15 protein-coding genes are annotated in these 13,662 nt (G+C 45.3%); 11 read left to right on the top strand and 4 right to left on the bottom strand.

The window, feature by feature from the left end:
- Positions 1 to 12: 12 nt before the first annotated feature.
- Genes QUA97_RS18565 through QUA97_RS18550 form a run of 4 tightly spaced genes read right to left on the bottom strand, consistent with a single transcriptional unit; the run spans position 13 to position 2,720 of the window.
- Positions 13 to 390: a hypothetical protein gene (locus QUA97_RS18565; protein WP_333195521.1), complete on the bottom strand. Its 378-nt coding sequence runs from the start codon at positions 388 to 390 to the stop codon at positions 13 to 15.
- A gap of 37 nt (positions 391 to 427) precedes the next feature.
- Positions 428 to 1,306 carry an RNA polymerase sigma-70 factor gene (locus tag QUA97_RS18560; protein WP_194067790.1) on the bottom strand — a complete coding sequence of 293 codons (879 nt, stop codon included), beginning with the start codon at positions 1,304 to 1,306 and terminating at the stop codon, positions 428 to 430.
- Positions 1,303 to 1,713 carry a hypothetical protein gene (locus QUA97_RS18555; protein WP_194067791.1) on the bottom strand — a complete coding sequence of 137 codons (411 nt, stop codon included), beginning with the start codon at positions 1,711 to 1,713 and terminating at the stop codon, positions 1,303 to 1,305. Before QUA97_RS18555 ends, QUA97_RS18560 begins: the two co-directional genes overlap by 4 nt.
- Before the next feature lie 59 nt (positions 1,714 to 1,772).
- Entirely contained in the window at positions 1,773 to 2,720 is a 948-nt protein-coding gene (locus QUA97_RS18550; protein ID WP_333195519.1) for an NAD-dependent epimerase/dehydratase family protein, read from the bottom strand.
- A 164-nt stretch (positions 2,721 to 2,884) separates the two neighbouring features.
- Between QUA97_RS18550 and QUA97_RS18545 the strand changes: the two genes are divergently transcribed.
- The 11 genes from QUA97_RS18545 (at position 2,885) to QUA97_RS18495 (ending at position 13,232) form a co-directional block, all read left to right on the top strand.
- Positions 2,885 to 3,139: a hypothetical protein gene (locus QUA97_RS18545; protein WP_194067793.1), complete on the top strand. Its 255-nt coding sequence runs from the start codon at positions 2,885 to 2,887 to the stop codon at positions 3,137 to 3,139.
- Positions 3,132 to 3,488, top strand: coding sequence for a type II toxin-antitoxin system RelE family toxin (locus QUA97_RS18540; RefSeq protein ID WP_333195517.1), 357 nt, complete (start codon positions 3,132 to 3,134; stop codon positions 3,486 to 3,488). Before QUA97_RS18545 ends, QUA97_RS18540 begins: the two co-directional genes overlap by 8 nt.
- Positions 3,489 to 3,797: 309 nt before the next feature.
- Positions 3,798 to 5,147, top strand: a complete 1,350-nt coding sequence (locus QUA97_RS18535) for a branched-chain amino acid ABC transporter substrate-binding protein (protein WP_333195516.1) — start codon at positions 3,798 to 3,800, stop codon at positions 5,145 to 5,147.
- Positions 5,148 to 5,422: 275 nt separating this feature from the next.
- A complete protein-coding gene (locus QUA97_RS18530) occupies positions 5,423 to 6,499 on the top strand; it encodes a branched-chain amino acid ABC transporter permease (RefSeq protein ID WP_333195515.1) in 1,077 nt (358 codons plus the stop codon).
- Positions 6,500 to 6,687: 188 nt separating this feature from the next.
- Positions 6,688 to 7,152 carry a GNAT family N-acetyltransferase gene (locus QUA97_RS18525; RefSeq protein ID WP_333195514.1) on the top strand — a complete coding sequence of 155 codons (465 nt, stop codon included), beginning with the start codon at positions 6,688 to 6,690 and terminating at the stop codon, positions 7,150 to 7,152.
- A 101-nt stretch (positions 7,153 to 7,253) separates the two neighbouring features.
- Entirely contained in the window at positions 7,254 to 7,589 is a 336-nt protein-coding gene (locus QUA97_RS18520) for a XisI protein (RefSeq protein WP_333195513.1), read from the top strand.
- Between the two features lie 714 nt (positions 7,590 to 8,303).
- Positions 8,304 to 9,869: a branched-chain amino acid ABC transporter permease gene (locus QUA97_RS18515; RefSeq protein WP_333195512.1), complete on the top strand. Its 1,566-nt coding sequence runs from the start codon at positions 8,304 to 8,306 to the stop codon at positions 9,867 to 9,869.
- A 19-nt stretch (positions 9,870 to 9,888) separates the two neighbouring features.
- Complete coding sequence (locus QUA97_RS18510) at positions 9,889 to 10,719, top strand: class I SAM-dependent methyltransferase (protein WP_333195511.1); 831 nt, start codon at positions 9,889 to 9,891, stop codon at positions 10,717 to 10,719.
- Between the two features lie 58 nt (positions 10,720 to 10,777).
- Positions 10,778 to 11,557: an ABC transporter ATP-binding protein gene (locus QUA97_RS18505; RefSeq protein ID WP_194067800.1), complete on the top strand. Its 780-nt coding sequence runs from the start codon at positions 10,778 to 10,780 to the stop codon at positions 11,555 to 11,557.
- A 175-nt stretch (positions 11,558 to 11,732) separates the two neighbouring features.
- Complete coding sequence (locus QUA97_RS18500) at positions 11,733 to 12,440, top strand: ABC transporter ATP-binding protein (protein ID WP_194067801.1); 708 nt, start codon at positions 11,733 to 11,735, stop codon at positions 12,438 to 12,440.
- 171 nt (positions 12,441 to 12,611) lie between these two features.
- Positions 12,612 to 13,232, top strand: coding sequence for a hypothetical protein (locus QUA97_RS18495; protein ID WP_333195510.1), 621 nt, complete (start codon positions 12,612 to 12,614; stop codon positions 13,230 to 13,232).
- The last annotated feature ends 430 nt before the right edge of the window (positions 13,233 to 13,662 follow it).

Here is a 13,662-nt window from a genome sequence, read left to right as displayed (position 1 = left end):
AGGCTAGAGAATTCAACTTTTCCTACAAGATTGCTGCATCAAGATACGGTTGTTTTTATACACTTCTAAAGTTCCCGACTGCTGACTGTCCAACGTGCCATCCCACACCCAATATTCATAATTACCCTTCCGAAACTTATAGACTCGAACCCCTTCTGTCGCTTTGCTAGTACCTCCGCCCAAACTTAAATTACCCTTGGAACTAATCGAGCGATAGAGCAGTTCACCTGAAGCCTTCTTTTTCCAAAGATTGATGTTGTAACCACCCTGGCATTTCATACTGAGTATGAGGTCAGCAGTAGAATCAGCAGATGCAGGCAAGGAAAAATTAGCTAACACACAGATTGGTAGAGCAAGCAGTAATACGGATTTTTTCAGTAGTGTTTTCATAGATAATTTGGGGGTTGAAACCGCTAGTTTTAGGCTATTACTCCAAAGATATATCCTGGCAAATCCGCTCTAGCTTTTCTGGATTCCGCACACTGTAAATAGACTGGATATAGCCATTGACAATCTCAAACGTCATCACACTGTGAATGTGGCCATCCAGATATTGAATCATGCCTGGTTGTCCGTTAATCTCGGCTAAGCTAGATACAGCATTAAGCATCCATTTGCGACGAATAGCCAATAGCATTCGAGCTACTTTCATTGCGCCCTGTATCGGCTTGATGGCTGCAATCACTTTGCCTCCACCATCTGAACAAAACGTCACATCCTTCGCCAGTAACAGCAACAATTCTTGCAAATCGCCCTTGGTGGAGGCATCTAAAAATTGGGCTGTAATCTGCTCTTGCTGCAGCCTGGAAACTGGGAAACGAGGACGTTGGTCGGCAAGATGCTGCTTCGCCCGCCGCAGGATTTGGCGACAGTTAGTGGAACTCTTGCCAACCATCTGAGCAATTTCGTCATAGTCGTAGTCAAAGACATCGCGGAGTAGAAATACTGCCCGTTCGATCGGAGATAAACGCTCCATTACAGTTAAAAATGCGATCGAGAGCGAGTCTGCTAATTCCATGATATCGGTTGTATTTTCAGATTGTGGCGTTAACATCGGTTCTGGTAGCCAGGTACCGACGTATTGTTCTCGTTGGACACGCGCCGATCGCAAATGATCGATACAGAGGCGCGTGATGATAGTTGCTAGATAAGTCTTTGCCGATCGCACGGTTTCGCTTGCCGTCTGTTGCCAGCGCAGGAAGGTTTCTTGTACCATATCTTCGGCATCTGTGACAGTGCCGAGCATTCGGTAGGCGATCGAGAACAGCAACGGACGATGATGGTTAAAGTCATCCAGAGAACTCATAAAGCCCCCTGCTCTTTTTGCTGAATAGTTCTCAAGGCCCACAAGCCAATTCCAGTTCCTAATCCATCCACAATTAATATCACGATGGCTGTGACTTGGAACAGCAAACCCCAGCCTTCAAATGCAACTTGAGACACATGATCTGGACTAATCGCGATGAAATGATTGTAGAACCCAAACAGGAACGATCCTGCTATTGAACTGAGCAAGAGCCAGATACCAATGCGGTAGAACTGCGTCCAAAGCAAAACGGCTGCAATGATGGGAATCAGAACAATCACAATACCCACAAACAAACTCTGAAGCAGAGAGAGGGGAATTGGGATTTCCAGATGCGCTAAACCATGCAGTCCGTTGGCGATCGCATGGATGACCGCGATCGTTGTTCCATATTGAGCAAGTTTCATCTTCTTTCTCCCTGATTAGAAAGCTTTTTAGACAACTCCTAGTGTTAGCTCGATCGAGATTAAATTCTCAGTTGGCCCTCTTCTACGGCAGTTTTAACAAGCCATTCCAACGATCGAGGCTGAAAATTTAGTTCGCGTTTTGCCTTGGCATTGGAGACACCTCGTATCTGGGTGCCATAGTAGACAGCATCTGCACCGCTGATTCGCAGAGCATCCTCAACTGATACCTGCGGTGGCGGTGGAGCATTGAGCCACTGGGCATAAGCAGAAAGCCACAGGCGCACCTCTAAGGGTCGATCGTCCGCAATTAAGTAAATACCGGGATTTCCCCGATCGACTGCCGCCACCGTCGCGAAGACCGCATCCTCAATGTGAACCCAAGACCATAGCCCATCGCCATTTCCGACGATCGGGAATTGTTGCTGCCGCACCTGTTCGGCAACGTCTCCATCGGTTGCGTACCAAGTGCCGGGCCCGTAGAAGAAGCCGTAACGCAGGATAATTCCTTCTAGATTGGGGTTCCCTAGTAAGGGATGTTCAATCTCATTCAGGGTGCGGGTTCCGTCTGCAACTGCGGGCGAGGCATCTAAGGCTAACGGTGTTTCTTCGTCTGCCAATCCTGTACCGGGAATCGCCCAAAATGCGATCGACTGCCTGATGTAACGACGCACACCAGCCGCTTGCGCTGCCGCTAGGACATTAGCGCCCCCTTTGAGACGGATGCGATCGTTCAGTTGTGCTGCCGCCTGCATTGTCTCAGGGGTGTAGGTTTTAGGCAGAGAGGTGAGTTGTTCGATTACAGCGAACGGTTGAGCGCGAATGACAGCAGCTTTGACAGCATCTGCATCGAAGACATCTGCAATCGCCGGTTCCACACCTTGTTCAGCTAAAATCCGTGCTTTTTCGGGAGTGCGGGTTAACGCCACTACATCATGTCCTGCGCTGTGCAATTGGGCGAGCAGCGGACGACCGATCGCCCCCGTTGCACCTGCAACAAAAATTCTCATCTAGGAACCTCCTGTTGAAGCCTGTGAGGTATTTATAGATAAGACGAAAGAGCATCGTTAGTTGTGACAAGTCGTGCATCGCGGGCGATCGAGCAGGTTATCAATAGGAAACACGCAATAGAATTATTGATAAGATCGGAGGAGCTAGATTTAGAGGTCATCTTATGTCGCCGATTAAACAACGCCTTCTAGAAGCGATCGATCGAACTCCTGAATCGATTTTAGAGCAAACCCTGACATTCCTGGAATTTTTGACCAGTCGGACACAAACCGATCTCGCCCCAGATTTTGACTCAGATTTTGATTCAGACACCGATTCCAACGACCAAATCCTCGTTGACCTGAAAGCCTCCTTCCACCAAGCCAAAGCTGGACAAACTTTCCCCATCGAGGAACTCTGGGACGGCATCAATGTCTGATCTGCCAGTCCAACTCAAATTCACCGCACTCTTCAAATGTCGCCTCAAGGGACTTGCTAAAAAGTATCGTCAAATTCAAACGGATGTTCAGCCCGTGCTCGATCAGATTATCCAAGGAAACTTCATCGGAAACCAGATTGCAGGCACCCAATACACCGTTTACAAAGTCCGGGCTAAAAACAGTGATGCTCAAGTTGGTAAGAGCGGTGGTTATCGTTTGATTTATCAAGTTGAATCACCGACTCAGGTTGTTTTACACCTGATTTACTCGAAATCAGAACAAGCAAACGTCTCCGCTGAGGAAATCCAAACTGCGATCGCAGAATACCAAGCATACCCAGGCGAATAAGCCATTTTTAAAATCTAAATTTTGGATATCGCCGACATTGACGTAGTGACAGGATGCAGATGGCGCAAGTAATATTATGTCAAGTATTAGTGATGATGCTATTTCTATCGTTGCAGTTCAAGCATTGTCAATAAATACTCAAAAATCTTAGCAGGTAATTGAATCAGATATGACCCAATTCCCGAGCTTCTTGTGGCAGCAGTGTATCTTTGAGAGTTGACACAAATTTTTTAAACTTGTGCTAACTCTTGACTTACAGACTGACAGAGTGAAAATATGCAAAGACGCAAGCAACAAACAAACCAACCTATGAACTTTTCCCAGAAATCAGGGGGCAACAGTGCCACACACTCAACAACCAACTCAACCCAGAATCCGGGCGCGGCCCGATTGCGGACAATACTCCTCGCCGCCGGCATAGCCTCCCTGTGCGCTAGCTGCCAAAATCCTCAAGCACCAAACGCCACAACTCCCGGAGCGACTCCAGCAGCCTCTACCGTCGCAGTCAACGCCCCCAAAGACCCAAATACTGTCAAAATTGTCTCCATGCTCCCCATGACAGGCAGCGCCTTGGGTCAATCTCAAACAATGGTCAACGGCATCAAACAAGCACTAGCCGAAACTGACTCCAAAGCTTGCGACGGCAAAATCAAAATCGAATACGAAGTGCTCGATGACGCCACCGCCGCCGCCGGCAAATGGGACCCGGCACAGGTAACGTCCAACTCTAACAAAATAGTCGCTGACGGTTCGGTAGTTGCCGCTATCGGTCACTACAACTCCGGTGCAGCCAAACTTTCCATTCCCGTGCTCAACCAAGCTAACATCGTCATGATCAGTCCGGCAAACACCTATCCGGGACTGACTAAACCAGGAAAAGGCGAACCCAAAGAACCCAACGTTTATTATCCTGCAGGCACTCGCAATTTCACCCGCGTTGTCCCTGCTGATGACCTTCAAGGGGCTGTTGCGGGAAACTGGGCAAAATCTTTAGGAGTGCAAAAAGTCTTCATTCTCGACGACCAAGAACTTTACGGGAAAGGTATCGCTGACGTTTTTGAAGCAACGGCTAAAAAGTTGGGAATTCAAGTCCTAGGCCGGGAGGGAATTGATATTAAAGCTAGCGACTACAAGGCGTTAATGAATAAAATCAAAGCTTTAAATCCAGACATGATTTACTTTGGCGGCACTACTCAGAGCAACGCCGGACAAATAATTAAAGACATGAGAAATGTCGGGATGGCCGCTGATGCAGTTAAGTTCATGGGGCCCGACGGCATTAAAGAGCAAGCTTTAATTGATGCCGGAGGCAAAGATGCCGAGGGTGTTTATGCTACTTTTGGCGGCTTGCCTCCTAAAGAATTGACTGGTGAGGGCGCGAAGTGGTACGAAAGTTACAAGGCAAAATATAATGCTGAACCGGAAGCTTATGCAGCTTACGCCTATGAAGCTGCTAAAGTGGCGATCGGCGCAATTAACAAAGTCTGCAAAAATGACCGCGCTGCGATCCGCGATGCTGTCTTGGCAACTAAGGATTTTAACGGGGTACTCGGCACTTGGAGTTTTGACACCAACGGCGACACGAGTTTGACTACAATGTCAGGAAATGTTGTTAAAGATGGTAAGTGGGAGTTTGTGAGCGCCCTCAAAACGGAATAATTAGTCCTCAGTCATTAGTCCTCAGTCATTAGTCCTCAGTCATTAGTCCTCAGTCATTAGTCCTCAGTCATTAGTGGTTTTAACTGGTTCCCAGGCAGAGCCTGGGAACTGATATCTAGAGGCTCTGCCTCACTTTTATAGCAGGAAAATCGCCTCGATTTTCTATTATAAAAAATGAGGTAGAGCCTCTGAATCCGCGTTTATAATATCTACCTAGAAACAAGTAGAATGAATGTTCCTAATGCCCAATTTTCAATGCCCAATTACGAATAATTATGAAAAACTGGAAAAGTATTCTCTTATATCTAGGTGTAGCTTATATAGTTTTGTTGTTAGGGCCGATCGCCGGATTTGACTTGCCCAAAATTATTGGGGAAATAGCCAGCAGCCCTGAAGTTTTGATTCAACAATTATTAGTTGGTCTTGTCAACGGCGCGCTGATTGCGATTATTGCTTTGGGTTATACGATGGTTTACGGCATTATTGAATTAATCAATTTTGCTCACGGCGATTTGTATATGTTGGGTGCTTTTGCTGCCCTCACCGTGTTCGGGGCTTTTGGCATTGAAGACGGCGCACCTTTAGCTGTTGCTATACCGGTGATGTTAGTTGCTTTAGTTGTATGTTCGGCGTTTTGTGCGGGGCTGAATATTGTTGTGGAAAAGTACGCTTATCGGCCTTTGAGGAATGCTCCGCGTTTGGCTCCTTTAATTTCGGCGATCGGGGTTTCTTTCATTTTCCAAAATATGGGGTTGTTTTGGGGAGGTTTAAAAGCTTTTATTCCGGTGATGGGTTCTAATTCGGCTGCTCCGAAAAGTTTTCCCGATTTGTTGCCCAGAGTTGATATTCTCAAATTTTTGGGAATTGAAACCAGTATTGTGTTTACCACTAAGGATTTAATTGTGTTGGTGGTGGCGGTTGTATTGATGGTTTTGCTTCATGTGTTTGTGCAGTACACTCGTCTGGGAAAGGCGATGCGGGCAACGGCTCAAAGCCGCGATGCTGCTAAGATTATGGGGATTAATGTGGATCAGATTATTGCTCTAACTTTTTTGATTGGTGGGGCTTTGGCTGGTTCTGCTGGACTTTTGGTTGGTTTGTACAATAATACTATTGTTTTTACGATGGGTTTTACGGCGGGTTTGAGGGCTTTTACGGCGGCGGTTTTGGGGGGGATTGGCAATATTGTGGGGGCGATGTTAGGAGGGGTTTTGATTGGGGTGCTTTCGTCTTTGAGCGATCAGTATTTGTCGAGCCGCTGGACTAATGCTTGGGTGTTTGGGGTTTTGGTGGTGATTTTGGCTTTTCGGCCAGGGGGTTTGTTGGGCGAGAATGTTCAGGAGAAGGTTTGAATGTGCAGGGTTGAAATAATGGCAAAAGATACTTTAAATGGTTCCTAGGCTCTGCCTGGGAACCGATATCACTCTTGCTCTGCCTCGCTTGGTAAAATTGGAGGCAGAGCCTCCGGATCTGCATTATCAGGCAGAATGCGGGATTCTGTGAACCCTTATAGAGTATAATTCCCCAGCAAATTAAGGAGATGAGTCAATTGGAAATTCGCGAAGATGACCTAACAGGTAAAAAGATCGCTGACTTACTCCGGGAACATCTCGAAAATATGCATGAGATTACCCCGCCTGGAAGCGTTCATGCTCTTGATTTAGAGGCATTGCGATCGCCCGATATTACTTTCTGGACAGCTTGGGAGGGCGATGAATTACTCGGATGCGGGGCATTGAAAGAACTAGATGCAAGAAGTGGTGAAGTCAAATCAATGCGTACCGCCAATACTCACCGCCGTAGGGGTGTCGCCTCAAAGATTCTTGAACACATCATCAAAGAAGCCGAACGGCGTGCTTACGATCGCCTGAATTTGGAAACAGGGGCTTTTCCTGAGTTCGCCTCGGCACGAGCCTTGTACACACGATATGGGTTCGAGTACCGAGGATCTTTTGCTGACTACATTGATGACCCAAATAGCGTGTTTATGACGAAAAAGCTCTAGGATCTGCTTCTGGAAATTGGTGCAGATATTGTGCAAGTTGTTCTCGTAGATGGAGTAATGAAAATTATCGTTGTCGATAGGATTCAGGAGGTTATTACCAGATGGATAAACTAGATGAATACCGCGAGTTGATTTATAAAACTCTGTCGTACTATGCCAGCCTACCTTACAGATATGCCCAGATTAATAATAAAGTCATTGTCAGCGAAGACCGAAATGATTTTTTATTGATGAGTGAAGGCTGGAAGGGCCAAAAGCGACTTCACTACTGCCTCGTTCACGTTGAAATTCGGAACGGCAAACTCTGGATTCATTATGATGGTATTGAAGACGGGATTACTGATGAATTACTGGAGGGTGGTGTTCCTGAAAACTGCATTGTTTTGGCGTTTCATTCGCCGGAAGTACGCAAACATACGGGATTTGCGATCGCCTAAAAAGTGCGATCGCGATCGAATTAAATATTCCCTGGTTTCACCCAGCTCAAAAATTTAACTGGTTCCTAGGCTCTGCCTGGTAACGATGGGTAGATAATTAAATTCGGGTAGTCCCGCAGAGAATGATGATTCGGGGATGAAACGGTTGACAGACCATCAAAACCCTGATATTGCAAGACTACCGTTTTTTGAGGAGCTTGTACCATATCGCGATCGCCCGTTTGAAGTGTGTTTCGGTAACAGTTCCAGTATATTTGAATTTTCGTCGCTTTTGGTGCAACAATCGAACTCAAAAGACTTTAAACTGTAGCTAGCCTGATGACAGTTTCCACGACAAGCACTCGATCGCATTGATTGAGGCAGAAGTTGGCACTGCCCGCATCAGTCGCATATATAACTGCGATTCCTAGCATTCTTTGATCTAACTACTGACTAATGACTACTGACTAATGACTAATGACTAATGACTAATGACTACTGACTAATGACTAATGACTACTGACTAATGACTAATGACTACTGACTAATGACTAATGACTACTGACTAATGACTACTGACTAATGACTAATGACTACTGACTACTGACTACTGACTAATGACCACTGACTACTGACTACTGACTACTGACTAATGACTACTGACTAATGACTAATGACTAATGACCACTGACTACTGACTAATGACTAATGACCACTGACTAATGACTTCTTTTTATGTCAAATAAAATAATCAAAGCAATTAAATCGACTGGTATTTTAGGGGCGATCGCCTTTTTGACTGTTGTGTTATTCGGCGGTTGGAGCGGCACGGTCATCGGGTGGCTGATGGGCACGGCGGGCGGCTTCATGAGTTGTCAAGATCAGAAAGTTCAAAACCCAAAAATTGGCGCAACAGTTGGCTGTTTTGCGGGTTTGGGTTTGGGCGTTTGGCTGTTGGTTGCTAGCGTACTAGAAGGGGTTTTAGTTAGACCTTTTTCCGGTCAATCTGCTGTGGCTTTACCTACTACTTTGCTGTACGGAATTTGCAGTTTGGCGATCGCAATTTTGACAGCTTCGTTAATGGGTGCTTTGCAAGGTTTACCGCCGCAACGTCAACGGCTGGCGACTCTGGTGACATTAGCTTTTATTCTAATTCTGTTTCCGTTTATCGACCTCGAAGCTCAAACTGGCTGGATTGCTACGGTAGTACAGATTCAAATCTTTATTATGTTGGCGCTGGGTTTGAATATTACTGTGGGTTTTGCGGGGTTGTTGGATTTGGGATATGCGGCGTTTTTTGCGATCGGCGCTTACACGACGGCTTTGCTATCTTCTGGACAAGTAAATATTGCTTGGAATTTTTGGGTGGTTTTGCCGATCGCCGCCGGTGTAGCTGGAATAGCGGGCGTTATCCTGGGTATTCCCACCCTGCGACTCAAGGGCGATTATTTGGCAATTGTTACCCTCGGTTTTGGCGAAATTATCCCCGTGATATTTCGGAATTTAACCGACATTCGGATCGACGAACCAATCTCGAAGATTGTGGCTTCAATTTTGGGCAAGCCGGAATTGGTGCTGTGTCTGGTTGGGTGCGATCGACCTTTTAACCTCACCGGCGGCGAAGCAGGCATCAACCCGATCGGGCGTCCATCTCTCCCCATCATCGGCACATTCAGCACCGGCAACTACTTTCCCTGGTACTACCTAATTTTACTGCTCGTCGTCTTCGCTTACTTCATGATTTCGCGGCTGCGAGATTCCCGCTTGGGACGGGCATGGAATGCCATGCGCGAAGATGAATTAGCGGCTAGTGCGATGGGCATTAACCTGGTCAAAACCAAACTTTCGGCTTTTGCGATGGGAGCCACATTTTCGGGGTTTGCAGGCGCGTTTTACGCCGCCTATATCAGCGCAATTTTTCCCAGCGTCTTCGACTTCTCGGTGTCGGTCATCATCCTGTGTATGGTGATTTTAGGCGGTTTGGGCAACATGACCGGGGTGATTTTAGGCGCTATCATTATCATGTCTGCCGATCGGCTTTATCTACCCCAACTAGCCGAAGTCCTCAAAGGTTTCCTGAATACTTTTGTACTTCCCAGAATTGCAATTCCCCAGTTAGCAGACTTTCTCGCCACCAGTTTAGACCCGATTCAAATGCGTTTATTTCTCTTTGGTTTAACACTCGTTGTGATGATGGTCGTGCGGCCCGAGGGGCTGATTCCCGACAAGCTCCACCAAGCTGAATTGCATTCAGATAGTGAAGCGAGTAATGAATCTTTAGCAGATGCCAGAAGTCAATAGTAAAGCTGAAAAATTAGCCATGAACAATGTAACTGGTACTGCTGTTATCGTTGCCGAATTTAGAGCGGAAGAAAATCAAGAAACTATTCCTCTTTACACTGATAATGTCGTAAAAATATGGCTGAATGAGGCAACAAAAAAAATAGCGGCCAAAATTTCTCAAAACTCTCCCGCTGCTAAAGAAATGATTAAGTTGCGAACTAAGTATTTTGATGACGTTTTGTCAAATCAAATTTTAGGAGGTTGCAAGCAAGTAGTTATTTTAGGTTCTGGTTTAGACACTCGCCCTGCCAGAATCAATGGAGAAAAAGTCACTTATTTTGAAATAGACGAGCGCGACACTCTTGAATTAAAAGAAGAAACTCTCAAAGCCAATAAAATTAGCGCCAATGTTCGCTACATTCCCGGAGATTACATCAAAGATGGTTTAATAGCTTTACTGAAAGAGAGTGAAGTAGATTTCGAGCGCCCGATATATTTTTTGTGGGAAGGCAACACAACCTTGCTTGCCAAAAAAGATGTAATATTGACGTTGGAACAAATTCGTGACAATGTGAAGAGTTTTCGATTGTCCTTTGATTATATGTCAGAGCGGGTGATTTTGAGAACCACGGGCTACCAAGATATCAATGATTACATAGATCGATACGAAAGTATGTATGCACCGTGGATTACTGGTTTTGATAATATCGAAACTTTGGCTGACGAACTCAATCTCAAACTTATTGAGAACTTTTCGACGGCAGATTTGCACGTACAATATCGCCCTCGCCGTTCCCTCGAATCTAATCTTTTTAAGTTCTATTTTGTTTGTACATTAGAGAATATGTCTGACAATCTCCCAAGTTGATTCAGAAGCCTGCGTGAAATCTCACACTTCAATATAAAATATTAGGAATAAAACCAAAATGTCATTATTAGAAGCACAGCAACTTACCATGAAATTCGGCGGTTTGACAGCAGTCAACCAGGTTAGTTTAACCTTAGAAAAAGGCTCGATCGCCAGTTTGATCGGCCCCAACGGTGCGGGTAAAACCACTTTTTTTAATATGCTGACGGGTATCTACAAACCTACTGCCGGTAACTTGCTCCTCCAAAATAAGAATATCACGGGTTTGCCTCCCGATCGCCTGACAAGTTTCGGCATTGCTAGAACTTTTCAAAATATCCGCTTGTTTAACAATATGACTGTGCTGGATAATGTTTTGGTAGGCAGGCACAGCAGAATGAAAACAGGTTTGTTGGGTGCAATCCTCCGCCCGCCGACTGCGATAGTGGAGGAACGGGAAGCTAAAATAAAAGCGCTGACTATGCTGGATTTTGTCGGTTTAGGTGCTTCTAAAGCGCTGGAGTTGGCAAAAAACCTTTCCTACGGCGACCAGCGGAGATTGGAAATTGCCAGGGCCTTGGCTTCCGATCCGAAAGTGTTACTTTTGGACGAACCGACGGCGGGAATGAACCCGAATGAAACGGCCGATCTAACTCGGTTTATTTACTTGATTCGCGATGAGTTAGATTTGAGCATTTTGCTGATTGAACACGATATGAAGGTGGTGATGGGAATTAGCGATCGCGTTAGTGTGATGGAGTACGGTACTAAAATTGCTGAGGGAACTCCGGCAGAAGTTCGCGCCGATCCTCGCGTGATTGAGGCATATTTAGGAAAAGAAGATGATGTTCACGGTTAATACAATTAGTCGGTCAACCGCAAATTTAAGGCAGATAAACACTGATTGGCACAGATAATTTTAAGTTCGCGAGATGCTCTGGTTTACTATAGAAAAGGTTAATTTTAAATAAATGCAATAAAATTTTATACTTAGTCGGGACGATATAACAAAGGATAAGGTAGAAAGAGCAATTATGCTAGAAATTAAAGACATTCACACCTATTACGGAAATATTCACGCTCTCAAAGGGGTATCGCTAACTGTCTCGCAGGGAGAAGTTGTGACATTAATCGGTAGCAACGGGGCGGGGAAAACTACCACTCTCCGCACGATTCAAGGGCTGCTGCGCCCGCGCCAAGGTACTTTACTGTTTGAGGGAAAGCCTTTGGAGTCGCTTTCTACAGAGGCGATCGTCCGTTTGGGAATTTCTCAAAGCCCGGAAGGGCGGCTGATTTTTGGGCGCATGACGGTACAAGAAAACCTGGAAATGGGGGCTTATCTCCGCAACGATACTCTCGGTATCAAGTCTGATATGGAAAAAGTTTTAAATTTATTTCCGCGTCTGCGAGAAAGAATTAGTCAAAAAGGGGGAACTCTCAGCGGGGGGGAACAGCAAATGCTGTCGATCGCCCGTGCTTTGATGTCGCGCCCCCGTTTGTTATTATTGGATGAGCCGAGTATGGGCTTGGCTCCGATGTTGGTGAGTCAAATTTTTGCGATCGTCCGCGATATTAATGCGGGCGGAACTACTATTTTATTGGTAGAACAAAACGCCCGGATGGCTTTAAGTGTAGCTCACCGCGGCTATGTCATTCAAACTGGTGAGGTTGTAGTTGCCGGTACTGCTAGCGATTTGCAGTCAAATGAAACTGTTCGCAAGGCCTATTTAGGGGAAAGTTAAATATGGGAATTGGGCGGAGCGAAGCGGAGGGATTGGGAATTGGGGATTGGGAATTGGGGATTGGGAATTGGTAATCTGCTATTAAGTCGTCTCCGCTTATGTAATGATAATTCTGTGTTATTTTGACAAGATAATAGCAGCATTTTTAAGTTAATTCGGGAGGAAGAAACTATGTCTATGATGACCGAAGCTCTTGAGCGAATCAGTATTTACTGTCATCTCAGCAAGCCAGATAGACGCAGAGAAGAAATTGAAAGAGAACTCTGTTTTTTCCCACTTCAGCTATCTGATGAAGTATATGAATTTTATCAGTGGGCCGGCGCACCTGTAGGTATGACGCATGATTCCGATGGTTCATACAGTAATCCGACATATTCCTGTGCGCTGGAGAGATTTTTAGGAAACGCAAGTGACTTAATTCATTGGCTATCTATTGAGGAGGCAGAAAGATATTATTCTTCATGTGTTAACGATTCAAAGTATCTCCCATTTGTTTCCTATGAGTATGGTTGTCTAGCCATTGCTGGTTCTGAAACACAGGTTGCAAACTCACCTGTGATACGACAAGACGAAGATGGTGACTCTTTATGGTTTCCTAGTTTGACCAACATGATGTTAGCGATCGCCGAGTCTTTGGAAACAGTTGGAAGTATATGGCCAGGAGTAACTGGTTATCATGATGAAGATTATGCAACCAACAAATACCACCAAAGAATTCAACAACAAGAAATGAAAGTGGATGCAATAGCTCAAAAGTACGGTTCCCCTAGAGGGAGAATTCTTACCAACTAATTCTATTGATTCAACAGTCTTAATATCGTTTCCCAGAAATCTTGCAACAATCATTAGTATTGGGCGAGATGCAGCGGAGGGTTTTCACGAATCCTATTTGTCAGGTGCGTCGCTATTAGATTGTGGTTTTTTCTGGGAAATTTAAGGGTGGTGACGCACCTGAAAACTGTTTGCAAGGCGTATTTAGGGAAAAGTTAAATAGCTATTTGGGGAAGGGGTAAAGAGTCATTAGTCATTGGTCATTAGTTAGAAGTAATGGGTAATTGGTAATTGGTAATTAGCAAGGTGCACCGGGCATTGCACCCGCAACATCCGGTGTCAAGTGCTCTTAGGCCCTGTACCCTACGGTTAACTAACCAATGACTAATGACTAATGACTAATGACTAATGACTAATGACTAATGACTAATGACTAATGACTAATGACTAA

Source organism: Microcoleus sp. CZ3-B2 (assembly GCF_036705055.1).
GTDB lineage: Bacteria > Cyanobacteriota > Cyanobacteriia > Cyanobacteriales > Microcoleaceae > Microcoleus.
Note: the sequence above shows the minus strand (reverse complement) of the source record. Positions and strands in the feature narration are given on the sequence as shown.